This is a genomic window from Salibacter halophilus, from assembly GCF_008806325.1.
Lineage (GTDB): Bacteria > Bacteroidota > Bacteroidia > Flavobacteriales_G > Salibacteraceae > Salibacter > Salibacter halophilus.
This window is the reverse complement of record NZ_WACR01000009.1, coordinates 1-24827: the sequence shown is the minus strand read 5'-3', so window position 1 is coordinate 24827 and position 24827 is coordinate 1. Positions and strand designations below refer to the sequence as shown.

The 24827-nt window shown below is 41.7% G+C and carries 25 protein-coding genes; 9 read left to right on the top strand and 16 right to left on the bottom strand.

Going from position 1 to position 24827, the window contains the following annotated elements; all coding sequences use genetic code 11:
* Nucleotides 1-31 precede the first annotated feature (31 nt).
* The 3 genes from rpmF to pdxA are packed head-to-tail and all read right to left on the bottom strand — an operon-like array spanning nucleotide 32 to nucleotide 1861.
* The gene (gene rpmF, locus F3059_RS10975) at nucleotides 32-223 is read right to left on the bottom strand and encodes a 50S ribosomal protein L32 (RefSeq protein WP_151169189.1); all 192 of its coding nucleotides are present in this window, start codon (nucleotides 221-223) and stop codon (nucleotides 32-34) included.
* Nucleotides 224-226: 3 nt separating this feature from the next.
* Nucleotides 227-757: a YceD family protein gene (locus tag F3059_RS10970; RefSeq protein WP_151169187.1), complete on the bottom strand. Its 531-nt coding sequence runs from the start codon at nucleotides 755-757 to the stop codon at nucleotides 227-229.
* Between the two features lie 54 nt (nucleotides 758-811).
* Nucleotides 812-1861: a 4-hydroxythreonine-4-phosphate dehydrogenase PdxA gene (gene pdxA / locus F3059_RS10965; RefSeq protein WP_151169185.1), complete on the bottom strand. Its 1050-nt coding sequence runs from the start codon at nucleotides 1859-1861 to the stop codon at nucleotides 812-814.
* Between the two features lie 148 nt (nucleotides 1862-2009).
* On the opposite strand from pdxA, the gene F3059_RS10960 reads away from it, so the two are divergent.
* The 3 genes from F3059_RS10960 to lepA all read left to right on the top strand — a co-directional run bounded on the left by F3059_RS10960 (nucleotide 2010) and on the right by lepA (nucleotide 7184).
* Nucleotides 2010-4715: a T9SS type B sorting domain-containing protein gene (locus F3059_RS10960; RefSeq protein WP_151169183.1), complete on the top strand. Its 2706-nt coding sequence runs from the start codon at nucleotides 2010-2012 to the stop codon at nucleotides 4713-4715.
* A gap of 6 nt (nucleotides 4716-4721) precedes the next feature.
* Nucleotides 4722-5324, top strand: a complete 603-nt coding sequence (locus tag F3059_RS10955; RefSeq protein ID WP_151169181.1) for a riboflavin synthase — start codon at nucleotides 4722-4724, stop codon at nucleotides 5322-5324.
* 69 nt (nucleotides 5325-5393) lie between these two features.
* Nucleotides 5394-7184, top strand: a complete 1791-nt coding sequence (gene lepA, locus F3059_RS10950; RefSeq protein WP_151169349.1) for a translation elongation factor 4 — start codon at nucleotides 5394-5396, stop codon at nucleotides 7182-7184.
* A gap of 96 nt (nucleotides 7185-7280) precedes the next feature.
* Here the strand turns inward: lepA and F3059_RS10945 are convergent, their stop codons facing one another.
* The 11 genes from F3059_RS10945 to porW all read right to left on the bottom strand — a co-directional run bounded on the left by F3059_RS10945 (nucleotide 7281) and on the right by porW (nucleotide 16753).
* Nucleotides 7281-7691, bottom strand: a complete 411-nt coding sequence (locus tag F3059_RS10945) for a GxxExxY protein (RefSeq protein WP_151169179.1) — start codon at nucleotides 7689-7691, stop codon at nucleotides 7281-7283.
* 227 nt (nucleotides 7692-7918) lie between these two features.
* The gene (gene atpG, locus F3059_RS10940) at nucleotides 7919-8797 is read right to left on the bottom strand and encodes an ATP synthase F1 subunit gamma (RefSeq protein ID WP_151169177.1); all 879 of its coding nucleotides are present in this window, start codon (nucleotides 8795-8797) and stop codon (nucleotides 7919-7921) included.
* 50 nt (nucleotides 8798-8847) lie between these two features.
* The gene (gene atpA, locus F3059_RS10935) at nucleotides 8848-10422 is read right to left on the bottom strand and encodes a F0F1 ATP synthase subunit alpha (RefSeq protein ID WP_151169175.1); all 1575 of its coding nucleotides are present in this window, start codon (nucleotides 10420-10422) and stop codon (nucleotides 8848-8850) included.
* A gap of 28 nt (nucleotides 10423-10450) precedes the next feature.
* The gene (gene atpH / locus F3059_RS10930; protein WP_151169173.1) at nucleotides 10451-11008 is read right to left on the bottom strand and encodes an ATP synthase F1 subunit delta; all 558 of its coding nucleotides are present in this window, start codon (nucleotides 11006-11008) and stop codon (nucleotides 10451-10453) included.
* Nucleotides 11009-11017: 9 nt separating this feature from the next.
* Nucleotides 11018-11512 (bottom strand): F0F1 ATP synthase subunit B, encoded by a 495-nt coding sequence (locus tag F3059_RS10925; protein ID WP_151169171.1) that lies wholly within the window; start codon nucleotides 11510-11512, stop codon nucleotides 11018-11020.
* Nucleotides 11513-11599: 87 nt separating this feature from the next.
* The gene (atpE, locus tag F3059_RS10920) at nucleotides 11600-11815 is read right to left on the bottom strand and encodes an ATP synthase F0 subunit C (protein ID WP_151169169.1); all 216 of its coding nucleotides are present in this window, start codon (nucleotides 11813-11815) and stop codon (nucleotides 11600-11602) included.
* A 36-nt stretch (nucleotides 11816-11851) separates the two neighbouring features.
* Nucleotides 11852-12937, bottom strand: coding sequence for a F0F1 ATP synthase subunit A (gene atpB, locus F3059_RS10915; RefSeq protein WP_394349551.1), 1086 nt, complete (start codon nucleotides 12935-12937; stop codon nucleotides 11852-11854).
* A 102-nt stretch (nucleotides 12938-13039) separates the two neighbouring features.
* Complete coding sequence (locus F3059_RS10910; protein WP_151169165.1) at nucleotides 13040-13429, bottom strand: hypothetical protein; 390 nt, start codon at nucleotides 13427-13429, stop codon at nucleotides 13040-13042.
* Nucleotides 13426-13647 carry an AtpZ/AtpI family protein gene (locus tag F3059_RS10905; protein ID WP_151169163.1) on the bottom strand — a complete coding sequence of 74 codons (222 nt, stop codon included), beginning with the start codon at nucleotides 13645-13647 and terminating at the stop codon, nucleotides 13426-13428. Before F3059_RS10905 ends, F3059_RS10910 begins: the two co-directional genes overlap by 4 nt.
* Nucleotides 13607-14032: a bactofilin family protein gene (locus F3059_RS10900; RefSeq protein ID WP_151169161.1), complete on the bottom strand. Its 426-nt coding sequence runs from the start codon at nucleotides 14030-14032 to the stop codon at nucleotides 13607-13609. The genes F3059_RS10905 and F3059_RS10900 overlap by 41 nt, the downstream gene beginning before the upstream one ends.
* Nucleotides 14033-14086: 54 nt before the next feature.
* Nucleotides 14087-16753, bottom strand: a complete 2667-nt coding sequence (gene porW / locus F3059_RS10895; RefSeq protein ID WP_151169159.1) for a type IX secretion system periplasmic lipoprotein PorW/SprE — start codon at nucleotides 16751-16753, stop codon at nucleotides 14087-14089.
* A 137-nt stretch (nucleotides 16754-16890) separates the two neighbouring features.
* Here porW and F3059_RS10890 point away from each other — a divergent pair, with 137 nt between their 5' ends.
* Entirely contained in the window at nucleotides 16891-17766 is an 876-nt protein-coding gene (locus F3059_RS10890; RefSeq protein ID WP_151169157.1) for a M23 family metallopeptidase, read from the top strand.
* 1 nt (nucleotide 17767) lies between these two features.
* Nucleotides 17768-18247 (top strand): ribonuclease HI, encoded by a 480-nt coding sequence (gene rnhA / locus F3059_RS10885; RefSeq protein WP_151169155.1) that lies wholly within the window; start codon nucleotides 17768-17770, stop codon nucleotides 18245-18247.
* On the opposite strand, the gene F3059_RS10880 is transcribed toward rnhA, so the two are convergent.
* A complete protein-coding gene (locus tag F3059_RS10880) occupies nucleotides 18248-20878 on the bottom strand; it encodes a M1 family aminopeptidase (protein WP_151169153.1) in 2631 nt (876 codons plus the stop codon).
* Between the two features lie 148 nt (nucleotides 20879-21026).
* On the opposite strand from F3059_RS10880, the gene F3059_RS10875 reads away from it, so the two are divergent.
* The 3 genes from F3059_RS10875 (at nucleotide 21027) to F3059_RS10865 (ending at nucleotide 23669) form a co-directional block, all read left to right on the top strand.
* Nucleotides 21027-21536 (top strand): acetyl-CoA carboxylase biotin carboxyl carrier protein subunit, encoded by a 510-nt coding sequence (locus F3059_RS10875; protein ID WP_151169151.1) that lies wholly within the window; start codon nucleotides 21027-21029, stop codon nucleotides 21534-21536.
* 265 nt (nucleotides 21537-21801) lie between these two features.
* Entirely contained in the window at nucleotides 21802-22605 is an 804-nt protein-coding gene (locus F3059_RS13840) for a DUF6577 family protein (protein WP_317132368.1), read from the top strand.
* Nucleotides 22606-22610: 5 nt separating this feature from the next.
* Nucleotides 22611-23669: a nucleotidyl transferase AbiEii/AbiGii toxin family protein gene (locus F3059_RS10865; RefSeq protein WP_151169147.1), complete on the top strand. Its 1059-nt coding sequence runs from the start codon at nucleotides 22611-22613 to the stop codon at nucleotides 23667-23669.
* 376 nt (nucleotides 23670-24045) lie between these two features.
* On the opposite strand, the gene F3059_RS10860 is transcribed toward F3059_RS10865, so the two are convergent.
* Nucleotides 24046-24396, bottom strand: a complete 351-nt coding sequence (locus F3059_RS10860; protein WP_151169145.1) for a helix-turn-helix domain-containing protein — start codon at nucleotides 24394-24396, stop codon at nucleotides 24046-24048.
* A gap of 119 nt (nucleotides 24397-24515) precedes the next feature.
* Between F3059_RS10860 and F3059_RS10855 the strand changes: the two genes are divergently transcribed.
* On the top strand, nucleotides 24516-24827 hold a 312-nt coding region (locus F3059_RS10855; RefSeq protein WP_151169143.1), incomplete at its 3' end, for a hypothetical protein.

The window sequence follows — 24827 nt, the reverse complement described above, 5'->3', positions numbered from 1 at the left end:
ACGAAAACCAAATTTACACAAGTGTTCCGAATTACACGAGTACGTCTTTTTCCATCACGACTTTACCTTTGTAGTAAAGTTTGCCTTCGTGCCAGTGAGCACGGTGATAGAGGTGCGGCTGTCCTGTAGTTGGACATACAGCTACTGTTGGCGCTTCTGCTTTATAATGAGTTCTTCGCTTGTCTCTGCGTGTTTTCGATTGTCTGCGCTTTGGATGTGCCATAGCTTATTTATTTTCCTTGTTTATCAATTCTTTCAATTTGTTCCAGCGAGGATCTACATCATCCTCTTTTTGCGGTTTTGCTCTTTCGAGCTGCTCGATCATTTTTTGATTGCACTCGCCTTCTTCATGAGTCACAGTCAATGGGACATGCACACGAATAAGCTCGTAAATCATTTGCGACACGTTTAATGTGTGCTCATCAGTGGGTATGAGATAAAGGTGCTCGTCATCTGGCTGTTCTTCCTCGTCACTGAACTTCACAATTAATTGTTCTTCCAGTTCAACGGGGTAACGAACAGGATCTAAACACCTGTCACACGTTGAGATGAGATCTCCGTTTATTTCAAAATCCAGCAGAAGCATATTCGCTTCCTTTTGCATTTTCAATGAAACGGTAAATTCACCATCATCAATATCGCTGTATTCAATGCAATCAAAGAACAACCTGTCGATTTGAAAATCAAAATTATGCTCACCTACCTTAAGGCCAGCAAATTGAATTTCAAATTCTTTAAGCATTTGCCGCTTTTCCATAAAGGACTGCAAAATTAAAAACTTTTTGAGAAATAACGCTTTTTATTCAAACTTCTACATCTTCTGTGGCTGTAGCGGGTTTGAAGCTGCTTCACGATAGCGTTTTCGGCTATTGTAAATATCGGTTGCCTCATAAATGGCCGCTCTAAACGAACTTTCATCTGCCACTCCTTTACCGGCAATGTCGTATGCTGTTCCGTGATCAGGTGAGGTTCTGACTATTGGCAATCCCGCTGTAAAATTGACTCCTCCGCCAAACGAAACGGTTTTAAACGGAACGAGCCCCTGATCATGATACATAGCTAAAACGCCATCGTATTTGTGATGCATTCCTGAGCCAAAGAAACCGTCAGCGGGGAATGGACCAAATGCATAAATATCGTTATCCATTGCCTGATCTACGGCCGGCTTGATCACTTTGTTTTCTTCATCCCCGAGAAGACCATTATCGCCTGCATGTGGATTGAGTCCTAAAACAGCTATTTTTGGTTTTGTGCAACTGAAATCCTGAATCAAAGACTTATTCATGATTTCAAGCTTTTTCAAAATCAGTTCTTTCGATATTTTTTCCGGAACTTCTTTGAGTGGAATGTGACCTGTGACTACTCCTACGCGAAAGTTTTCGTGCACGAGCAACATGAGTGGGTTTTCCTCATTTGCATAATTGGCTAAAAACTCCGTATGCCCGGGAAAATCAAAGTCCTTCGATTGAATATTATCTTTATTGATTGGTGCTGTAACTAGGACGTCAATATTCGTTGCTGCTAAATCTTCAGTTGCTGCTTTCAACGATCGAAATGCCAAATCTCCTGCCTCACGAGTGGATTCACCAAATTCCACGCGAACTTCATCCTTGTAGCAATTGACAAAATTGATCTTTCTCTTATTGAGGTTTTCGGCACTGTCAGTAATATTAAAGACGAGATCTTTCATGTCGACCCTGTTCTTGTAAAAGGTTGCAGCTTTGACTGACCCGTAAATAACAGGAATGCACATATCCAGCATTCGTGAATCAGCAAGGGCTTTTAGTGCGACTTCAAGACCTATCCCGTTTATGTCTCCACAAGAAATTCCTATTTTGAGTTTGCTCTTTTTTGTTGGCATGCCACAAAGTTAACACATCAAAAACTTCTTTTCATGACAGCAAACGATTCAATACTAATTTTCGTCTTTCCTAAAAGCCAACATATTTGTAACTTTACCGTTCTAAATATTCGGAGCCAGAAGTTTTTATAGCGCTTACTCTATTTTTATGTTGAAAAAGTTTTATCTCTTATTCTCGATTTTATTCATGACAGTTTCTGCTGCATGGGCTACTCACAACCGTGCAGGAGAAATCACCTATCGCCATATAAGTGGTTTTACGTATGAAATTACGGTAACTACTTACACGAAAGAATCTTCTCGCCCTGCTGACAGGTGCGCACTGGATGTTTATTTTGGTGATGGCACAATGGAAACTGTTTCTCGTGTCAACGGAAACTTCGATCAACAGCGAAATTGCTACATCGGAGTGTCACTGGGTGGCGATATCAAAATGAATAAGTACACTACTCAGCACACGTATCCTTCAGTAGGGCAGTATGAAATCACAATGGTTGACCCAAACCGTAACGAAGGAATTGAAAACATCGATAATTCTGTCCTTCAACAATTTGCCCTCAAGAGTGAGCTTTTCATCTACGCTAGCGGTGTACCAAACTCTTCTCCGGTTCTGACCAACCCTCCTGTTGACGATGCCTGCCTTAGAGAGGTTTACGAACACAACCCCGGAGCAGTAGATGCTGACATAAGCAACAGCGGAACGAGTGATAGTTTAGTTTACTCTCTTGCTGTAAGCCTTGGTGACAGTGCAAAAGCACTTCCAAACTTTGTGTTTCCGGATGAAATTAATCCGGGGCCTAACAATAATATTTCGGTAGACCCTGAAACGGGAACTATTCAGTGGATTGTTCCTCAAAGGAGTGGTGAGTACAATGTGGCTGTTTTAATCGAAGAATACCGCGAGGTCAATGGTAGAATAAGAAAAGTGGGAAGTGTTCTTCGTGATATTCAGATCACGGTGCTCGATTGCTTAAATGATCCTCCTGTGATTACGAATACTGACGATACCTGCGTGATTGCCGGAGCTGTTTTAAACCGAACTGTTTTTGCAAGCGACCCTAACACAGGACATGAAGTGACAATTACTGCTACGGGAGATCCATTTTTAGTGCAGGGTAATAAAGCGAGCTTTAGTCCGCCTGCTCCTTCTCCATCAACCAGTGGAAGTTTTAGGTGGAACACTCAATGTCAACACATCAGAAAAAAGGATTATGATGTTGTATTCAGAGCCGTTGACGACAATCCTTTCAACCCAACTCACATTTCACTGGCAAACTACGAAACTTGGAAAATAAGTGTTATTGGTCCTCCTCCTACAAATGAGCAGGCAGAACCAATGGGTAATGGCATTCAACTCGGTTGGGATTACAACTCCTGTAATAATGCTGTTGGTTACAGAATTTACCGAAATGTAGACAGTCTAGGCTACTCGCCTTCCTCTTGTGAAACAGGGGTACCTGCATCACTCGGATATCAAGAAATAGCTGACATTGAAGATCCATCAATTACAAATTACTACGATGACGATAACGGGAACGGACTCAAAAACGGGATTCGTTACTGTTATTTGGTTTACGCTTACTTTGAAGACGGATCTGAAAGTATTGTATCAAATGAATTTTGTTCTCAGCTTAAACGAGAAGTTCCTATTATTACGCGAGTTAGTGTAAATAACACGGACAACCAAAGTGGATCTGATACAGTGATGTGGTCCACTCCAACTGAACTCGACACAACTCAGTACACTGGTCCTTACAGCTACAAAGTTTTCAGGAGCACATTGATCAATGATTTTAGTGAAATTTACACAACTCCTACTGAAAACAGTCTCAGCGACCTGGATACCATTTTTGTGGATTCAAACCTGAATACACGAGACAACCAACATACTTACCGAATTGACATTTACAGTAATGGGCAGCGTGTTGGTGGTTCATCAATCGCTTCGTCAGTTTTCCTCGAAGGAACAGGGCAGGATAACAAAGTTATTCTCTCTTTCGATGAGCGCGTTCCATGGATCAATAATCAGTACGTTTTCTATCGCTTCAACGACAACACAGGATCTTATGATACGCTAGACACTACATCAGTTCTCACTTATGTCGATACCGGCCTGGCTAATGGAAGCGAGTATTGCTACCGGGTTCTGACCATTGGTGATTATTCTATTGATAATATTTTGTCTCCGCTGAAAAACTATTCTCAGCAAGCATGCATTATACCTGAAGACAATCAGCCACCATGTCCTCCAGGTGATGCCATGATAGACAGTGATTGCGAATTGTTTACCAATATTGTTGAATGGGAAAATCCAAATAACCTTTGCGATACGGTTGATGATGTAGTGAGCTACAATGTTTACTTCAAACCATTCAGAAATGAAGGAGACTTTCAGATCCTTGAAAATGTTCCGGGGCCTGAAAACACATCCGTTCGATTTGATAATCTCGAGAGTGTAGCCGGTTGCTACGCCATCACAGCAATTGACTCGTTTGGGAATGAAAGCCCGATGACAGATTCGGTTTGTGTGGATAACTGTCCTGAATATCGACTTCCAAATGTTTTCACGCCAGGTGGTGACGGTTCTAATGATTACCTGGTTCCTTTCCCTTACCGATATGTAGAAAGTGTTGAAATGGAAATCTTCAACCGCTGGGGAGAAAAAGTATTTGAGACTAATGACCCAAATATTCGCTGGGATGGAACTAACGAAATGCAGGGAGGCGACTGCCCACCAGGAGTCTATTATTACACCTGTACGGTATATGAAATTAGATTATCCGGTATTCAACCGCGATTAATAAAAGGTCACGTAACTTTGCTCCGTCAGGAACAAACATATCCAACGGATTAACACAATATGTTTACAGGAATTATTGAAGAGCTCGGTAAAGTAACCGGGCTGGAGCGAGAGGGAGAAAATTTACACATTACTTTAGAGGCTGAAATGACGCCAGAACTCAAGATTGACCAGAGTATAGCGCACAATGGCGTTTGCCTCACAGTGGTTGATCTCGATAACGGTCAGAACCGCTACACCGTGACGGCTATAAAAGAGACGTTGGACAGATCCAATATCGGGTTGTTGAAAATAGGCGACCTCGTCAACCTTGAACGCTGCATGCAAATGAACGGCAGGTTAGATGGCCATATCGTTCAGGGTCACGTAGATCAAACAGCAACAGTTACCGATATTAATGAAGTTGACGGAAGTTGGGAGTTTCATTTTGAATACGAACCAAAAGACAACTTAATTACTGTTGAAAAAGGATCAATCACAATCAACGGAACAAGCTTAACAGTAGTCAAATCAGAAAAAGGCGCTTTTTCAGTAGCTATAATTCCGTACACTTACGAGCACACCAACTTTAAAAGCTTTAAAAAAGGCACTGTTGTCAACCTCGAATTCGATATAATCGGGAAATACGTTGCTTCTTATTTGGAGCAGTCTCAAAATTCCTGACACACATATTACAGAAATTATACAAGCTCCTGTTTTCAACCTATCTTTGCGGGAATTATGAAGAGTGATATGAAGAACATCCGCAATTTTTGCATCATCGCACATATCGATCACGGTAAAAGTACACTTGCTGATCGCCTTTTACAAGAAACCAAAACGGTTACCGAGCGCGAGATGCAGGAACAGCTCCTCGATGATATGGATCTCGAACGCGAACGCGGCATTACCATTAAGTCGCACGCTATCCAAATGAACTATGACTTCAATGGCGAAACCTATAAGCTCAACCTTATTGATACGCCCGGTCACGTTGATTTTTCTTACGAAGTTTCGCGTTCCATTGCAGCTTGCGAAGGAGCACTCCTTATTGTGGATGCCACACAGGGAATCCAGGCTCAAACGATTTCAAACCTCTACCTCGCTCTTGAACACGACCTGGAGATAATTCCGGTTCTGAACAAAATGGACTTGCCTAGTGCCATGCCAGAGGAAGTAGCTGATCAAATTGTGGATCTGATCGGTTGCGAATACGAAGACATTTTAAAAGCCAGCGGTAAAACAGGTGAAGGCGTACTCGATGTGCTCAATGCGATCATTAAACGAGTTCCGGCTCCTGAAGGTGATCCGTCAGAACCGTTGCAGGCAATGATCTTCGACTCGGTTTTTAATCCATACCGCGGAATTGAAGCGTATTTCAGGGTTTATAACGGTGAACTCAAAAAAGGCGACAAAGTAAAGTTCGTCAACACCGGAAAACAGTACGATGCCGATGAAATTGGCGTACTCAAACTCAAGCCTGAAGCTAAAGACAAAATATCAGCCGGTGATGTGGGATACATTATTTCCGGAATTAAAGTCGCCAAAGAGGTGAAAGTGGGTGATACAATCACGCACGTTGACCGTCCTACGAATAAAATAGTAAAAGGCTTTGAGGATGTAAAACCAATGGTCTTCGCAGGGATTTATCCAGTCAATACTGATGAATACGAAGAACTGCGCGAATCGCTGGAAAAACTTCAACTCAACGATGCCTCACTCACATTTGAACCGGAGTCTTCAGCAGCGCTTGGCTTTGGTTTCAGATGTGGATTCCTGGGTATGTTGCACATGGAAATCATCCAGGAACGTCTCGAACGCGAGTTCGATATGACTGTGATCACTACCGTTCCAAACGTGTCGTACATGGCTCACCTCAAAAGTGGTGAAGAGCAAGCCATTACTAACCCATCAGACTTTCCCGATCCTGCAGATATCGATTACATCGAAGAACCGTTTATCTCGGCCCAAATCATTACAAAGGCAGATTTTGTAGGCCAGGTGATGAACCTTTGTATCGAGAAGCGCGGTATTATGAAAAATCAGACATATCTCACGCAGGATCGCGTAGAAATCATTTTTGAACTACCGCTCGCTGAAATCGTTTTTGACTTCTACGACAGGCTCAAAACGGTTTCAAAAGGTTATGCTTCATTCGACTACTACCCGATCGGTTTGCACGCGTCAAACCTCGTTAAACTGGACATCCTGCTCAATGGAGACCAGGTCGATGCACTCAGCGCACTCATCCACAAAGACAATGCATTCACACTCGGTAAAAAGATTTGTGCCAAGTTGCGTGAATTGATTCCGCGCCAGCAATTTGAAATCGCTATTCAGGCTGCTGTGGGAAGTAAGATTATCGCGAGGGAAACGGTCAGAGCCCTGAGAAAAGACGTTACCGCTAAATGTTACGGTGGTGATATTTCACGAAAGCGAAAGCTCCTTGAAAAACAGAAAAAAGGGAAAAAGAAAATGCGCCAGGTAGGAAATGTCGAAGTTCCGCAAAGTGCATTTATGGCTGTTCTGCAACTGGATAATTAGTGAACTGTAAAGAGAGTGTTTATTTTTTGACCATTAAGAGATGAAGAGTCATTAAGAATTGCTCTCAGGAGAGCAATTCCCTTTGCTTTAATTGGATTATCCATCATCTGGGAGCTCAGTAAAAAAGTCATTTACAAAAGGCTTCATGGATGATGATATATTATTCGTAAAAAAATTAATCAACAGTCCCTGAGGTTTTCCAAGAAGTTTCATATAAGTCAGAATTTGTGCCTCATGGACAGGTAAAAGTCTTTCCACAGCTTTTAGCTCTACTATAATCGTATTGTTGACCAGTAAGTCAAGTTTTAAATCTGTTTCAATAGTAGCTCCGGAGTATTTCACAGGTATATTAAGCTGCTGTTTAACATCATATCCGTTTAGCTCTAATTCAAACTTTAGGCATTTTTCATAGACACTTTCAAGCAGGCCGGGGCCCAACTCTTTATGGACTTTGATAGCAGATCCTGTTACTTCATATGATAACTGAGTTACTTCTCGCTTAGTCATTGATCAGTGGTTAAGATTGATTATAAAACTAGCGAGAATGTAATACAATCAAAAACCTATCAATAGATCTCCTTGTTCAGAGCATTAATCTATGCTTAATGAACCTTAACTTCTTAATGGTTTATATTTCATTAAGCTATTCATATCCAACCGTAATTTAGTTAGATATTAAAAAAGCCCAATCCTTTCGGAATGGGCTTTTTTGTATTGAATCGTTTTTTGAAAGATTAATCTGCCGCGAGTGCTTCGGCACCGGAAGTAATCTCCAAAATTTCTTTTGTAATAGCTGCCTGACGCGCTTTGTTGTAAGAAAGCTTGAGTTCTTTCAACAAGTCTGTCGCATTCTCAGTCGCCTGGTGCATCGCAGTCATTCGGGCACCGTGCTCTGATGCGTTAGAGTCCAAAATCGCTTTGAAGAGCTGAGTCTTGAGCGACTTGGGAATCATCTCATCTAAGATGTCCTTCTTATTAGGCTCAAAGATGTATTCTGATGACGCTTCATCCGTTTCAGGAGTAACAACAGGTAAGAACTGTTCAATTGTCGATACTTGAGTAGCGGCATTCTTAAACTGGTTGTACCCGATGTAAACTTTGTCGTACTCGCCATTTAAAAAAGCATCCATGATCTTTTCAGCGAGTTCTGAAACAACACCAAACTCGAGATTATCAAAGATGTCATTCGATTCCTGAGGAATAGAACCACCCTCTTCGAGAAGCAATTGCTGTTTTCTGAAATAATCCTGAGCCTTTTTCCCTACAGTCACAACATCAACATGTACATCCTTGAGTTCATTTTTGATGAACTTATCGATCTTCTTGTTGATTTGAGCATTGAAAGAACCACAAAGCCCGCGGTTTGATGTTACACCAACGATCAAAACCTTTTTCACTTCGCGTTCTTCAGCGTAAGCATTCTCAGATACATCAAGGCTGGCACTTACATTACCCAAAATCTCACTGAGTTTCTCAGCGTAAGGACGCATTTGTGTAATAGCATCCTGAGCTCTTTTGAGCTTGGCAGCCGCCACCATTTTCATAGCAGAAGTAATCTGCTTGGTGGAGTTTACCGAAGTGATCCTGTTACGAACCTCTTTTAAATTAGGCATCTAATATCATTTTAAAGACTACCGCCAAAAGCGATAGTCTCATCATTCAATTAATACTTTGCTGCAATATCAGCACAAACTTTTTCGATAGTACCAACAGCCTCATCAGTCAGTTTTCCTGACTTGAGATCGCTGAGTGCATCCTGGTGCTGGTTGCGCATAAGCGAGAGGAATTCACCTTCAAACTCACGTACTTTATTAACCGGCACTTTTTGAAGAAGTCCTTTTGTACCACAATACATAATGGCAACTTGCTCTTCAACTGGGAGAGGAGAGTTTTGAGGTTGTTTCAACAACTCAACGTTTCTCGCACCTTTATCGAGAACAGCTTTAGTAGCTGCATCAAGGTCAGATCCAAACTTGGCGAAAGCTTCGAGCTCACGGTACTGGGCCTGATCGAGCTTCAATGTACCGGCAACTTTCTTCATCGATTTAATTTGAGCCGATCCACCAACACGTGATACTGAAATACCCACGTTAATCGCTGGACGAACACCTGAGTTAAACAGGTTAGACTCGAGGAAGATCTGTCCGTCAGTAATCGAAATTACGTTTGTCGGAATGTATGCAGAAACATCACCTGCCTGAGTTTCAATAATTGGAAGTGCAGTCAATGAACCGCCACCCTTTACTTTGTCTTTTAATACATCAGGGAGGTCGTTCATTTGAGAAGCGATTTCATCATTGTCGATGACTTTTGCTGAACGCTCGAGCAAACGAGAGTGAAGGTAGAATACATCACCCGGGAATGCCTCACGTCCCGGAGGTCTTCTCAAAAGAAGTGATACCTCACGGTAAGCAACCGCTTGTTTTGAAAGATCATCGTAAACGATCAATGCTGGACGACCAGTATCTCTGAAATACTCACCGATTGCCGCACCGGCAAATGGAGCGTAAACCTGCATTGGAGCCGGATCTGAAGCGTTAGCAGCAACAACTACTGTGTAGTCCATTGCTCCTGCTTCTTCGAGAGTATTCACGATTTGCGCTACAGTTGATGCTTTTTGACCAATTGCAACGTAAATACAGAAAACAGGCTCTCCCCTATCGTAAAATTCCTTTTGGTTGATGATCGTATCAATCGTAACAGTTGTTTTACCTGTTTGACGGTCACCGATAACCAACTCACGCTGTCCACGACCTACCGGGATCATCGCATCAATCGACTTGATACCTGTTTGCATAGGTTCATCAACCGGTTGACGATAGATAACACCCGGTGCTTTACGCTCGAGTGGCATTTCATAAGTTTCGCCTTCAATAGGGCCTTTTCCGTCAATCGGCTCACCGAGTGTGTTTACAACACGACCTACAATGCCTTCTCCGGTTCTGACCGAAGCAATTTGCTTTGTACGTTTTACAGTGTCGCCTTCGTTGATATCGTTTGAAGAATCGAGCAATACAGCACCCACATTGTCCTCTTCGAGGTTGAGTGCAATACCTTTTTTGCCTCCTTCAAATTCAATCAGCTCACCAGATTGAACGTTAGTTAAACCGTAGATACGAGCGATACCGTCACCTACTTGCAATACCGTTCCTACTTCTTCGAGTTCAGCATCGCTTTTGAAACCGGAAAGTTGTTCCCTTAATATTGCTGAAACTTCTGCTGGATTTAGTTCTGCCATCGTTAATGAACTTTAATATTTCAGGCCCTTAAAGACGGGCGATATAATCTTTGTTTGAAAATGACTGTTTAATTTCCTGTAATTGTGCGCTTACGCTTGCGTCAAACTGTAAATCGTTTGTCTTGAGGATGAATCCGCCAATAATATCGGGATTAACTGTTTCCTCAATTACGATCTCATTCCAGTTTTCTGCTTTGATCGCGTCTTTGATCTTTTTGCGCATATCATCACTCAGCTCAGCTGCACTTGTCACCTGAACTGTAAGAATACGCTTGTGTATTTTATAACGTTCTTTGAAGTCTTCAAAAACCTCAGCAAGAATATTGGCTCGTTTATTACGGGCAAGCAGAGAAATGAAATTCATGGTCAGATCCGTAACTTTCCCGCTGAACAGGGAGCGCATTATCTCTTCTTTTTTGTCGTCATTCACAACCTTGCTCACGAGAAAGGTCGAAAGGTCTCTTGACTCTGATAAAAGTGCAGAAATCGAGTTGATATCTTCGAGCACTTTTTCGAGCTGATCCTTTTCAACTGCTAACTCGAGCAGAGATTTAGAATAACGTGATGCTGCTTTTGTAATTTTCATTACCTACTATCAGTTCAGGTTGATGTCTTGAATATACTTTTCAACGAGCTTTTCCTGCCCATCACCTTCAGAGAGCTTTTCTTTGAGGATACGTTCAGCAACCTCGACAGAAAGTGTAGCTACCTGATTCTTAATATCAGCTAATGCAGCCTTTTTCTCAGTTTCAATTGATTGACGTGCATTCCTAATTAGCTTATCTCCTTCTTCACGAGCCTGTGACTTCGCTTCACTAATCATTTTATCTTTAGTGTCACGTGCTTCTTTCAACATTTTGTCACGTTCTTCACGAGCTTCCTGAAGCAACTCTTCGTTTTTAGCATTGAGAACTGCCATTTCTTTTTTGGCTTCTTCAGCTGCGTTCAACGCATTTTCGATAGACTCGTCACGTTCTTTAACCATGTTCAAGATCGGCTTCCATGCAAACTTTTTCAAAAGAAAAAGTAAGATGAGAAACGTGAGCGTTGTCCAAAAGATCAATCCTATATCTGGTGTAACTAAATTCATGGTAAATTACTGTTTCGTAAGAAAAAGTAGAGGCTGCAACCAATCGTTGACATCCTCTACTTTTAAAAGTTTGTTGCTTTTTGGTTTTTAGCCAAGAGTTCCCAACAATGAAACCACAACGGCAAAGAGAGCCACACCCTCAACAAGCGCTGCAGCAATAATCATTGCTGTTTGAATTTTTCCGGCCATCTCTGGCTGGCGAGCAATCGCTTCCATAGCCTGTCCACCGATTTTTCCAATACCTAAACCGGCTCCAATTACTGCCAACCCAGCACCAATAGCTGCAATTCCTGTAATAGTCATAATTTACAATTTATAGTTTAACAAATAAATCCACAATTAATGGTGTTCCTCTACAGCTCCACCTATAAACATCGCAGAAAGCAATGTAAAGATGTAAGCCTGCAAAGCAGCTACAAGTAGCTCCAACACGTTCATAAACAATCCAAAACCTATCGAGATAGGCGAAATAAACACTGATTCAAAAACAAAGATCAATGAAACCAGTGACAATATAATAATGTGCCCTGCTGTGATGTTCGCAAACAAACGAACCATCAACGCGAAAGGCTTTGTAAATATTCCGATGAACTCAACGAGCGCCATAATCGGCAATACTGCTATAGGCACACCCGGAGTTGCAAAAATATGTCTCCAGTAGTGCTTGTTTCCGTTTACATTCGTCACGATGAATGTAAAAACTGATAAGGTTAGTGTGAAAGCGATATTTCCTGTTACGTTAGCTCCGCCCGGGAAAAATGGAATAAGCCCTATCAGGTTGTTGATCCATATAAAGAAGAAAATGGTCAACAGGTAAGGCATAAATCTGTGGTATTTATCACCGATGTTTGGTTTAGCAATGTCATCACGAACAAAAACCACAAGTGGTTCCAGGAAAGAAGCAAGGCCTCTTGGCGAACCGTTTGTCGATTTCCTGTAAGATCGTGCAGCTCCGCCAAATAGAACGAGCAGCAACACGCCAGATAACAACATCATGAATACATTCTTGGTAATAGAAAGATCTAAAGGTTGTGCATTGGTTGGGTGATGCTCTTCATCGAAATCTAACCCACCTGCTTCATTGGCTATGTAAATGTCACTGTGATGCATTATATAGGTAACATCACCTTTTGTAACAGGCTCTTCACCGTGATGAAAAGCGCTCGACATGAACATGTCTAATCCGCCATTATGAAATAAAATAACGGGGAGCGGGATACTTACAGCATGCTTTTCTCCGTTTTCATCTGTATAATCCCACAAGTGCCAACCGTGAGAATCGGCAATGTGATGCATGATTACATCTCCCGGATTGAATTCTTTTCCCTCATCCTGACTTGCCTGAGCCTGAATAGCTACGGTTGCAGACAAAAAAATAAGTACCAGCGACTTAAGTAAACCCTTGAAATATTGCATTTTGTACATTTATCCTGGTTGGACGTATCCCTCTCAAAAATTGCTGCAAATTTAGCTATAAAGTTTTACCCGCAAACCTTTTTCTAAAGGAAAAAATTTAAGGCTCATTTTTCATGAAAACGACTGCTTATCGAGGAGCTTTTTGAGCAAGATTATTTCCGCTATCATGTAAATGAAATAGAGCACCATAAAGTGCAATAGAAACGGAACGGTTGCATCTGTTTGATTCATGAATTCATCTAAAAGAAAAAGTGGAATCGCGATGATCTTTAGCATTCCGAGACCTACATACCCAAAGCCAACCGATTTTGGCAATCTTTTGCTCAGAATAATGCAAACATTGATCGTCAACACCGAGATAACCCAGAGAAACAGATGATCAGCGAATGATGGCGCTTTGAAGTTTGGATCTGACAGTGATAATAAGAACAGGTCGCTGCCAAAATAGAGAACTGCTCCAAGGATGGTGAGCTTTATCGAAAAAGTTAAATGCTGTTTCACTGTTTAATCAGGTCTTTCAGAACCAGGTACAGTCCGCCAAATACACCGAATAACGAAAGCCCCACTGTAAACCATGGTTCGGTATCAAGCCATTCATCGAGCTTGACACCGCCATAAGCGCAAATCGCTATGGCAGCTCCCATTTGAATGGCACTTGCCGAATACCTTATAAAGGAATCAAGCGGATTTTTCTGATCGTTTTTGTTCTTTTTCGTCATTGCGCTTCATATCTTTTACTTTTCCTGCAATCACGAATGTGCCTTCCAGCTCGGCACCCGGCTCAACACCAAGCTTACCATAAACGAGCTCTCCACTAAATGATCCTGATGATTGAATAGAAACCATTTCTGAAACGGTGGCTTTCCCTTTTACACGGCCAGAGAAATTCGCTTTATCGCATTTAATCTCTCCTTCAATATGGCCCGTGGTTCCGACCACGACTTTTCCTTTAGAAACGACAGTTCCCTCGAGTTTACCGTCAATGCGAATATCGCCTTCAGTAATAACATCTCCTTTGATGGAAGTCCCTTGCGCAATATGATTTCTGGAACCCAGATCTCCTTCGTTCTTCCCTTTTGCCATTTCGTTCTTACTTTTAAACATTGAGCTGGTTATTTGGTGCAAATATAGTGATTCACAACACTCTTGGTTGAGAGACTATAAATACTCAGCATATTTTTTATTAAAGAATTCTAAATATTCCTGTATGTCTTTACGCTTGTAAAAAGTGGCGTAATTGCTATAGCTGATAACAAACCGGGGCAATTCGGCCTGGTTGATCATCGCGAGTTTTATTTTGTCATTGCTGAAGGTGCGGTAATAGGTCATGGCTTTTTCAGCAGACTCAAAATCCTTGACGCTCACCATTTGCGTGTCGGGCTTGAGCTGAATTGGCTGTAATTCCAATTCACTGCTGCTGTAATTTTGCCTGTTGAAATTCGATATTCCGATCCGTAAAGTACGCGGATTGGCACCTCCGCCTGTTGGTAGGAATACGACAAACAAGTGACGCTCACCTGGATTGTAATTGTAGTTTGTGTTTTTCTTAGCTTCTTCCTGCTGCTCTTTCCTCGCCTCGGCTGCTTTTGCTTCCTCTTCGCGCTTTTCAACAGACTGTACCGCGGCAATCAACTCCGCAGCTTCTTTACCAATTTCAGTGGTGTCGTATTTATTACTGAGCGTTTGCAACTCACTGATCATTGTTTTACGCCCTTCTTCTTTTCCAACCGCCAGGGCATGGAGCAATTCAAACTTGGGACCGTACTCTGTTTCACTGTAAAGGTCTATTCCTTTTTGACTGCTACGCATTGTTTGCAGATAAAGCTCTCGGTTGTAATAGCCGTATGTTTTTTTGTAAAACTCTTTTGCTTCTTTTGTCAACTCACTTTCACGCTCCAGGTAGTACGGATCTTCAATTACTTTGGCGTAATCAGAGTCAGGGAATTGATTGAGAATTTTTTGTTTGTACTCTTCAGATCGCGCACTGTTACCAACCGATTCATGCATGCGGTACAACCTGAAGTACGAACCCACAAGGTGTTTGTGATCTGGAAAGCGGCTGTTTAGTTTTTCGAGGGTTTCGATAGACTTGAGCTCATCCTGTAACTTCTCTTTGTAAATGATGGCGAGCTCATAATACGCATCGATGATTTTTTCATTTGCCGCTTCTTTCTTCTCTTCTGAAAATGGAAGATCTTTCAGGTAGTATTCGTACTCTTCCCAATCATTTGAAGCCTTTACTGTATCGCCTGATGCGTTGACAAAAACTCCGGCCGAGTCATTCTGGTTCTGACTATTGTCTTTAGCAAAATCAACCTGAACTGTGCTTTTGTCAGATCGCCTCCAGTTATCTTCATTTTTACGCGATCCCCAAATCCGTTTAAACTCTGACGCTCCCAAACCTTTAGCAGTGGGACTGTAGAAGTACCACTTGTTTCCGCCCATTCCCGGGGTTTTTGGTCCCTGGTCCATTGCCGTTTGGTTCTGACCGAAATCATTTTTCGTATTGAATTCTTCTTTTTCGCGCTCTTTTTCCCTGCGAGCTTCTATGATGTCATCCAGCAAAGAGAGCCTTTCCTTTTCAGGCATATTGGCAACTCTCAACAAGCTATCCTGTGTCTCGATGATTTCGATTTGCGTAACCAGCTCATTCAGGTTGTTTGAAAGCTTGACTGTGGACTCGTACTCGGGGTGTTCTGAAGAAATAAAAGCCAGCGTACTGTCGTAATAGCGCTGCGCATTTTGGTACTCCAAATCGCCAAAATAGATCTTGGCAAGCTTCATGAAGGATTTCCCTTTTTGCTTGTTGTTGTTTTGGCTCACACTGGCCGATTTCTTCAACAGCTCAATTCCTTTTTCTTTATCACCTTCCTTGAGTGCAACCTCAGCGAGGGCGTAATATATTTGATCGCGGAACTCGATGTATTTTTCATCAACGAGCATGTCATTGAGTTCCTCTTTTACAGATGAAGCTCCGTAACCGCCACTGTAGGACATAGCACGCTCAATTCTGGCGTAAAAAACCTGACGGTAATCGCGGTTGTATTCAATAACTTCCTTGAATTTATCGCTGGCGTTTTGGTGCTCGCCTACTTTCTGGTACAACTGACCTAGCAAAAACGACAACCTCGCTTTGCGATCTTTATCCTTTGATTTGACGATGGCATAACGAACCTCTGGTATGGCGAGCAGGTAGTTTTCTTGCCTGATGTAGAGATCGGCATAGATGAGCCTCAACGTGATGAGTTGCTCCTCAGTGATTTTGGGTTTGCTCTCGGCAAGCCTTAAGACTTTTTCTGCATCCTCGTATCGCTTACGTTCCAGGTTGTTTCGCGCGAGCCACAGCATAGCCGGAATCTGAGAGTCTTCGTCTTTGAATTTTTTTGAAACGTAGTCGAAAAAATTGTGAGCTTCAACATACTCACTCTTGTAATAATTGGCTTTCCCCATGAGGAAATAGCAGTTGTCAATCCATTTCACATACTGTTTGCCGCGCTTTTCAATCGAGTGATAGTTGATGACTTTGGTACATTTTTCAATCACAGTTTCCATGTCGCCCAGCATCGGCTGCCTGTTCTCCTCAACCGATCCTTTAAAAACAGGCAACAAATCATCGTAGTTATCTTCTGTTTCGCGGAGATCAATTTCATCAAAACGCATAAGCTCTTTAGCGTTGAAATAGCCATTGAATCGTGCGTTCACATTGTGAAATGTGCGGTGTGCCCAACCCGTTTTTTCGGTAGAACAGTGCGAAAAAAACACACTTACTGCCGTTACGGTCAGAACCACAATTATAAAACTCTGTATGCGTTGATTGATTGTCACTAAATTAGCTTGCTCTTGCTTGCGTTAACTCAAAAGAGCCAAAAATATTTTATTTCATTAACTAAACGAGCGTATTTCTAAATAATGTAACCTTTGGCTGTCTATATTTTTCGATATTTGCCTTTCGCAACGCAGTTATGAATCAGGATACAGAAGACGACAAACCCAAAAAAAAGGTTTATAAAAAGCTGAAGAACAAGTACCGTCTTGTTATCCTCAATGACGATACATTTGAGGAGCGGCTCTCATTCCGGCTCACTCCATTGAACGTATTTACATACGTGGGGTTGTTGGTTATCATTCTCATTACAGCCGTTACTACAATTATCGCTTTTACGCCACTACGCGAATATATTCCCGGTTACTCTGATATTAAAACAAAACGCAACGCTGCTTATGCCGTTTTAAAAGCCGACTCTCTCCAGCAAGAATTGAATATGCGCGAGAGCTACATCAGCAATTTGCGCATCATTTTATCAGGAGGTGTCCCAGTTGATTCGGTTTCACAAGCTCAGGACACCAATATCAACGTGGAATCAATCGAAGATACCCGCACCCCGGCCGATAGCAGCCTTCGGCAAAACGTGGAAAAAGCGGAAAAATACACGATCAACTCGGCTCTGAGTCCGAACAACACTGGAGGAGCTTATCTTTTCTTTACCCCGGTAAAAGGAACAGTAACTGCATCTTACAATACAGACGAGGAGCATTTTGGCGTTGATGTGGCCACTAAAGACAACGAATCGATTAAGGCCGTTCTCGATGGTACGGTTATTTTTTCAGGTTGGACAACAGATGACGGTTACGTCTTGCAAATTCAGCACCGCAACAATCTCGTTTCTGTTTACAAACACTGTTCTGTTTTACTCAAAAAATCGGGCGAATCTGTCAAAGCCGGGGACGCAATTGCCATTGTGGGAAACACAGGCGAAAACACGACCGGACCTCACCTTCACTTTGAGTTGTGGGAAAATGGCAGCGCTCTGAATCCGGAATTGTACATCAACTTTTAGTATGGCGAAAATCACCGTTTACACCGATGGTTCTTCATTGGGAAACCCGGGGCCGGGTGGATATGGCATTGTATTGATGAGCGGCCATCACCGCAGGGAAATCAGTGAAGGATTTCGCAAGACCACCAACAATCGTATGGAGCTTTTAGCTGTTATCGTAGCACTTGAAACGCTCAAGGGAACCGGTCATAGCGTAATGATTTATTCCGATTCAAAATATGTGGTTGAAGCTGTAGAAAAAGGATGGGTATTCAACTGGCAAAAGAAAGGGTTCAAAAACAAGAAAAACCCCGACTTATGGTCGAGGTTTCTCAAAATTTATCCCAAACACAATGTGCGCTTTCAATGGGTAAAAGGACACGCCAACATCCCTGAAAACGAGCGTTGCGATAAGTTAGCCGTTGAGGCAGCATCGGGAAAAAACCTGGAAATAGATCACGGTTTTGAAAACCCCGATGTTTTTTCGCAGAAGCTTTTTTAGTTAGTTCAACAACATCTGCACGCGAGGATGCTCGATCTTTTCCCTCAGCACTTCAAACTTGCTTTCAATGTCAGCGAGTTTCGTTTCAATCGCTTTTACACGATCAGTATCTTCTTGCTCCATTGACTCTTCTTCACCGTATTTCTCATTGATCGTTTCGAGCTCTGTTTCGTACGCATCGCGAATGCGAACCATTCCGTCCACTGCATAATAAAGTACAAACCACTGTTGATCAGCATTGGCTTCTTTGTCGAGAATTTTCAGTGTTTTGTCTCTGAACTGGTCAGATCCGATCTCGGCTGCGTAGTTGCTCAACAACGACATATACGAAATGCGTGAAAAACCTTTAATTTTCTTGTCTAACGAAAGGAAATAATCGTCTTTTTTAACACCTTCTTCGAGGTAAATTCCGGCTACTGTCATCAAAACTTCGCCACTTTCAGCGTCTTCAAGATTCTCAGCTTTTTCGAGTCCTTTTGCCGGGTCGATTTTGTAAAGTGCGTCCAGTGTCGAAACAAGAACGTAATAACTGCTGTCTTCAAGTGCGTTTTCCAAAAGCGGAACAACTTCTTCATCAGCGTACTTTGGCAACAGGTTGATCGCTGTTGATCTCACCTCAGAATCCTCATCGTCTTTAGCCAGCTTTTTCAATTTTCCAACAACAATTGTGTCGTATTCTGCAGGCATCACCTTCAACATAGAAAGCGCTTTTTCCTGAATTCCTGAAATTGGATCTTCAAGAGCAGCAATAGCTGTTTTAGCGGCTTCATCATTCTTGCGCAAGTGCTTTTGAATCTCGTTGAGTGCGGTGAGCTTCGCGTAGAAGAGTGAGCTCTCATTGTACTGAGCTACCCAATCCTCAACCGGCTTTTGCTCATCGATCTCGGCCAGCAACATTTTCTCCAGGTCGAAGTTAATCCATTCCGGCTCTGACCGAAAATCAAAACTGAATGTTTGTTCCAAACTATCAATTTCAATTGTATGAACGATCAACGCTCCATTTGGCATGAAGAATCCAACCTGGACGGGTAGTTTGTATATCGGGAATTCTGTCGCATCCTGATCTTGCGTTACTTTAACTTTTTGAACGCCTGTTGAGTCAATGTAATCGTACTGAACGGTGAGTTGAGGATGACCCTCATCGAGGAACCACTGGTTGAAGAACCAGTTTAGATCTCTTCCGGAAACTTCTTCCATTGCGAGGCGCAACTGGTGAATTTCTACCGGCTCGTATTTATTTTCTTTGAGGTAGTGGCTGAGTCCGGCAAAGAACGCTTCATCTCCTAAATGCTTGCGGAGCATGTGTAAAACGCGACCACCTTTTGCATACGAATGGCCATCGAACATATCGCCCGGTTTGTCGTGATTGAAACGAATCAAATCCACATGCTTTCCACTGTTAAATTCTCTCAGGTAACCCTGTAAATCCTGGTGAAGATGCATATCAGCACTTGCCCTGCCGTATTTGTGTTCGCGCCACAGGTATTCTCCGTAAGTAGCAAAACTCTCGTTGAGCGGCAGGTTTGCCCATGACTCGCACGTTACGAGGTCACCAAACCAGTGGTGAATGAGCTCGTGTGCAATAACATCTTCCGGACTATCATCAATCAGTTCGCGTTTTGTCTTTTGTGCGAATTCACCAAAGATCACTGCTGATGTGTTTTCCATAGCGCCCGATACGTAATCTCTCACAACAACTTGCGAGTACTTGGCCCACGGATACGGATAATCGAACAGTTCGCTGTAAAATTCTATCATCTCTGGCGTATCCCCAAAAATTGCCTGTGCGTGTTCTTCGTATTCCGGTTCAACATAATAATCCACGAGCATGCTGTCTCTCCACGAATCTTCCACAACAGCAAACTCACCAACAGCCATCATAAAGAGATATGGTGCGTGACGCTTTTCCTGTGCCCACACATCAGTGCGGGTTCCGTCACCATTTACTGTTGAGAACTGCAGTTTTCCGTTAGAAAGCGTTTTGTATTTCTCCTGAACGGTGATCGAGATTTCCTGTGTCGATTTCTCATTTGGCGAATCGATTGTCGGGAACCAGCAAGAACTCGACTCGGGCTCGCCCTGTGTCCAAATCTGTTTTGGTTTGTTTGGATCTTCCCCTAGCGGATTGATGAAATAAAGTCCTTTTGCATCGCTGATGGCTGAACTTCCTTCCAGTTCCAGCTCATTGGGTTTTGCTGTGTATTCGATGAAAAGCTTGAAAGTATCGTTGCGAGTATAAGCACTGTCGAGATAAACTTCAATTTGGCTGCCATCATAGTTGTAGTCTACCGGGTTACGGTCAGATCCACTTACCAGCGAGACTTCGTTTACATCGAAGCCCTTGGCGTCAATCTTAAACGACTCCATGTCGTAGAAATACGGAGTAAAATCAAGCCAGGCTTTTCCGTAGAGGTATTGCTTTTCCCAGTCGAACTTGACATCGAGTTTTGTATGAATGAGATCTGCCACACGTGTTTCAGCGGCCTTGTATGGCTGACGTGGAGATGGTTCCTCCACGTGAAGCGTATCCAGCTCCACCACTTTTGTAGGCTCCGGTTCTGACCCAATATTCAATAAAGAACAAGATGTAAACGTCAACGATACGGCTGCAACTGCTAATATTCTTTTCATCTCTTAAGCTTTTGATGTAGCTGATATGGAACCGCACAATTAAGAAACACCCTCAATTGAGACAATTTTTATCGTGCCGGTTTCATCACTACTTTTGTTTTCTCCGTTTTTCGGTTTAGAGAGCGTAAAACTAAATTATATTTGTGGCATGCATGAAGTAAAAATAAACGACAATTCATATTCGGTTGATTTCACAGCAAATGACTTGTTGAGCGGTAAAGTCAACGACAGCGATTTTGAACTCGACCTCATACAAATTGACAACACGCATTACCATTTGATTCACGAAGGTAATTCATACAACATAGAAATTGTGAGTTACGACAGTGAAGAAAAGGCTGCAAAGATCAAGATCAACGGAAAGGTCCTGGAACTGGATATCCGCGATAAATTCGATATCCTTCTCGATAAAATGGGACTTGCCGATTTGGCCAATCAACAAATTTCTGATGTAAAAGCGCCAATGCCGGGAATGGTACTTGATATTCAGGTTGAAGCCGGACAGGAAGTCAAAACCGGAGAGCCTTTAGTCGTTTTGGAAGCCATGAAAATGGAAAACGTGATCAAGTCACCAACTGATGCGGTTATCAAATCAATTGATGTTGATAAAGGCAATGCTGTTGAAAAGAATGCCACGCTCATTTCGTTTGACGTTTAAGCCTCACGACAAACTCAAATAATAAAGCCCCGACAGCGAAATGCTATCGGGGCTTTTTAATTGATTTACATATCCCGTTTTCATCTTGAACCCTCAATTTGAACCCCATCAAGCGTTGAATCTAAAAGATAAACCGCCTCTGATGGTTCTTGCATACGGTCCTTTGAGTCAAGTAGAGAGTTTACTCGAAACCCCGCTTCTAACAGCGGGGACTAAGGACATCAGAAAAACGCACCAAACAACGATAGAAAACTAAGATTCGGCAATAAAGTGCACTTACTGCCGAATCTTAGTTTTTGTTATATTTGTAAAAACTCAACACAAAATCACAGATAGATCTTTACATATCAATAAGCTGAGAGATACTTTTACTAACAAAAGTAAAATCACCATTCAGGATCTGATTGACTTTTACAAGCAATTTGAAGAGGAAACAAAGCGCTCAACGATTGACTGGAGAATATACAAACTCACTCAAAGAGGAGTACTTCAGCGAATTTCGAGAGGAAACTACTCCCTTTCAAAAAGTAAAGTCAAAACGTTCGTACCGGAAATAGATAAATCACTCAAACATCTATTCAATACTGTTAACAAACAATTTCCTTATATAAAAGCCAGCCTGTGGACTACTAAATGGATCAATGAATTTATGCTCCATCAACCCGGCAAGTTTCACACACTACTGGAAGTTGACAGAGAAGTTATGGAGTCGGTATTTTATGACTTAAAAGACAAAAGAAAGAATGTGTTTTTAGATCCTTCAAAAGAAATAATCGACAAATATGTAACGAACATTAAAGATCCGATTATTATCGTCCCTTTAATAACCGAAGCTCCTACTCAAAGGGTCAATGAAGTTCATACAATAACCATCGAGAAGATGTTAGTAGACATCTTCTGTGATCCTGACTTATTTGCAGCATATCAGGGAACTGAAATGATACGCATCTATGAAACTGCTTTAGAAAAGTACCACATCAATGAACCAAAAATGCTGCGCTATGCTAATCGGAGATCAAAAAAACCAGAAATACAGAAAATTATTAGCAAGGCTAAAAATAATATCTAATTAAAATGATGCATCCCGAATCACTTACAAAAGAATGGATAAATCAGGTTGCAAAAAAACAAAAGTCAGATCCAATACTGGTAGAAAAAGTCGTGCGTGCGCTCTACCTTCTCGAACAAATTCAAAACAGCGATTTGAATTTTATTTTTAAAGGAGGTACAGCGCTTATGCTATTGCTCCCAAAACCAAAAAGATTCTCGATTGATATTGATATTATCGTTTCAAAAAAGCCAGAACAAATCGAAGATCTTTTTGATGAAATCATCGAAAACTCTGATTTCACAGAATACAAGCAAGATAACAGAACAACTAAATCGAATATAGACAAGGTCCATTACAAGTTTTACTACACTCCTACTACAAATACACGGGCAAAAAGTGAGTATATTTTACTAGATATCCTGTATGAAAAAAGTCATTACGGAGATCATACAACTGAAATAGAAATTTCATCACCTTTTACGAAAGATGGTGATCTTTCTTCTTCTGTAACCATTCCTACAGCTGAAGCAATACTGGGAGATAAATTAACAGCATTTGCTCCGGGAACAACTGGTGTACCATACGGTCGTGGAAAGGAAGTGGAAATTATCAAGCAATTATTTGATATAGGCCATTTGTTTGACATGATTGAAAACATCGAAATAGTATCTGAAGTTTTCGATCGCTTTGCCAAAACAGAATTATCGTATAGAGGTCTCAGGCTCTCTTCAAATAACGTTCTGGAAGATACTTTAGAAGCAGCTATGACAATAGCTACAAGAGGAAAAACAGGACAAAATAACTTTCCCGAACTACAAAGAGGTATTCAAAATATCAAAAATTACATTTTTTCAGAAAGTTTCCATCTTGAGAAAGCGATGATCCCGGCAGCAAAATCAGCCTATCTCGCAACCATGATCAAAAATGATTCGAAAGAAATACATCGTTTTTCCAATCCTGAGGAAATTGCTGAATGGGAAATTAAACAGCCTTTTGAAACACGCTTAAATAAACTAAAGAAAACAAATCCAGAAGCTTTCTTTTACTGGTATCACACCTCATTAATACATGATCAATCATAAACTCAACTGATCCTAACTCTACACCAATCGATGCTCCCGACTAATCAATCATTGATAGGTAGCGGTTGTGCGGAGTATTAGAGTTTCTCAATCTGACATTCTTGTCAGATTTTAGAAAATCTTATATCCGCGTGACGTGAGGAACGGGATCGCGATTTAGATAATACACTATTGTACAGGACGGAGAAAAATCGCCTCTGATGAGTCTTGACTTTCATTCGCTAAATAATAATTTATAAGGTGCTCATGAGCTCGCCTTTCAGCTCGGTTGAGTCCTTTGTGTCAAGTTGAGGGTTTACTCGAAATCCCGCTTATAACAGCGGGGACAAAGGACATTAAGAAACAACTGTGAGCAATAGCGAACAGCTAAAGAAACCTATTTCATTGCCTTCAACTCCTCAATACGCTTGTCCTTCTCTGCTAATAACTTCTCGTACAGCGCCTGGATCTGATCAACGGATGTGTTGTTGTAGGCGACATAACTACACTCTTTTTGATTCGGGTTATTATTAAACACGAATTTAGAATCAAAGCCCAGTATCTCTTGAGGATCAATGTCAACAACTTCACTTATTTCATTGAGTCGTTTGATCGTTAACTGTGTTTCTTCCGACTCAATCTTCGAATAGGCCCGCGTGGAAATCCCTAGCTCTTTGGCCATGTATTCTTGTGAATAGTTCTTCAATTCCCTTATGTGTTTCAGCTTTTTGCCTACATCTGTGATCATGATAAGTAGTTTTACTTCAAAATTAGTCATAATAGTTCAAATGCTGAACTTTAAAACACAAAATTGTGTGAGCAAATAGAGAGTTTAGTTCCAACTTATCAACTAAAATTCTATATCTTATGAAACACGCAATGCGCACAAAAAACACGGCAACGAAAAAGTTGACGGGCAGGCACACCATCCAAACAACCCTGCTCACCGCCATGATCCTGTTGATGGCAAACTTCTGTTATCCCGGATCAGTTATCACCGACAGTACTTTTTTACACAATCAGATCCTGAACGGGGTGGAAAACGCGCCTTACATCTTTGAGGGCGAAGTGGTCGCTACAGAATCGTATTACAATGATGACGGGGACTACATCTACACTTCTAATACGGTTGAAGTATTTCAAACCTGGAAAATGAGTGAAGAATCTCCTTTTGCTACA

Excerpts from the sequence above, each read along its gene's own strand:
- rpmF (WP_151169189.1), bottom strand. The coding sequence starts at position 223 with ATGGCACATCCAAAGCGCAGACAATCGAAAACACGCAGAGACAAGCGA.
- F3059_RS10970 (WP_151169187.1), bottom strand. The coding sequence starts at position 757 with ATGGAAAAGCGGCAAATGCTTAAAGAATTTGAAATTCAATTTGCTGGC.
- pdxA (WP_151169185.1), bottom strand. The coding sequence starts at position 1,861 with ATGCCAACAAAAAAGAGCAAACTCAAAATAGGAATTTCTTGTGGAGAC.
- F3059_RS10960 (WP_151169183.1), top strand. The coding sequence starts at position 2,010 with ATGTTGAAAAAGTTTTATCTCTTATTCTCGATTTTATTCATGACAGTT.
- F3059_RS10955 (WP_151169181.1), top strand. The coding sequence starts at position 4,722 with ATGTTTACAGGAATTATTGAAGAGCTCGGTAAAGTAACCGGGCTGGAG.
- lepA (WP_151169349.1), top strand. The coding sequence starts at position 5,394 with ATGAAGAACATCCGCAATTTTTGCATCATCGCACATATCGATCACGGT.
- F3059_RS10945 (WP_151169179.1), bottom strand. The coding sequence starts at position 7,691 with ATGACTAAGCGAGAAGTAACTCAGTTATCATATGAAGTAACAGGATCT.
- atpG (WP_151169177.1), bottom strand. The coding sequence starts at position 8,797 with ATGCCTAATTTAAAAGAGGTTCGTAACAGGATCACTTCGGTAAACTCC.
- atpA (WP_151169175.1), bottom strand. The coding sequence starts at position 10,422 with ATGGCAGAACTAAATCCAGCAGAAGTTTCAGCAATATTAAGGGAACAA.
- atpH (WP_151169173.1), bottom strand. The coding sequence starts at position 11,008 with ATGAAAATTACAAAAGCAGCATCACGTTATTCTAAATCTCTGCTCGAG.
- F3059_RS10925 (WP_151169171.1), bottom strand. The coding sequence starts at position 11,512 with ATGAATTTAGTTACACCAGATATAGGATTGATCTTTTGGACAACGCTC.
- atpE (WP_151169169.1), bottom strand. The coding sequence starts at position 11,815 with ATGACTATTACAGGAATTGCAGCTATTGGTGCTGGGTTGGCAGTAATT.
- atpB (WP_394349551.1), bottom strand. The coding sequence starts at position 12,937 with ATGTACAAAATGCAATATTTCAAGGGTTTACTTAAGTCGCTGGTACTT.
- F3059_RS10905 (WP_151169163.1), bottom strand. The coding sequence starts at position 13,647 with ATGACGAAAAAGAACAAAAACGATCAGAAAAATCCGCTTGATTCCTTT.
- F3059_RS10900 (WP_151169161.1), bottom strand. The coding sequence starts at position 14,032 with ATGTTTAAAAGTAAGAACGAAATGGCAAAAGGGAAGAACGAAGGAGAT.
- F3059_RS10890 (WP_151169157.1), top strand. The coding sequence starts at position 16,891 with ATGAATCAGGATACAGAAGACGACAAACCCAAAAAAAAGGTTTATAAA.
- rnhA (WP_151169155.1), top strand. The coding sequence starts at position 17,768 with ATGGCGAAAATCACCGTTTACACCGATGGTTCTTCATTGGGAAACCCG.
- F3059_RS10880 (WP_151169153.1), bottom strand. The coding sequence starts at position 20,878 with ATGAAAAGAATATTAGCAGTTGCAGCCGTATCGTTGACGTTTACATCT.
- F3059_RS10875 (WP_151169151.1), top strand. The coding sequence starts at position 21,027 with ATGCATGAAGTAAAAATAAACGACAATTCATATTCGGTTGATTTCACA.
- F3059_RS10865 (WP_151169147.1), top strand. The coding sequence starts at position 22,611 with ATGATGCATCCCGAATCACTTACAAAAGAATGGATAAATCAGGTTGCA.
- F3059_RS10860 (WP_151169145.1), bottom strand. The coding sequence starts at position 24,396 with ATGATCACAGATGTAGGCAAAAAGCTGAAACACATAAGGGAATTGAAG.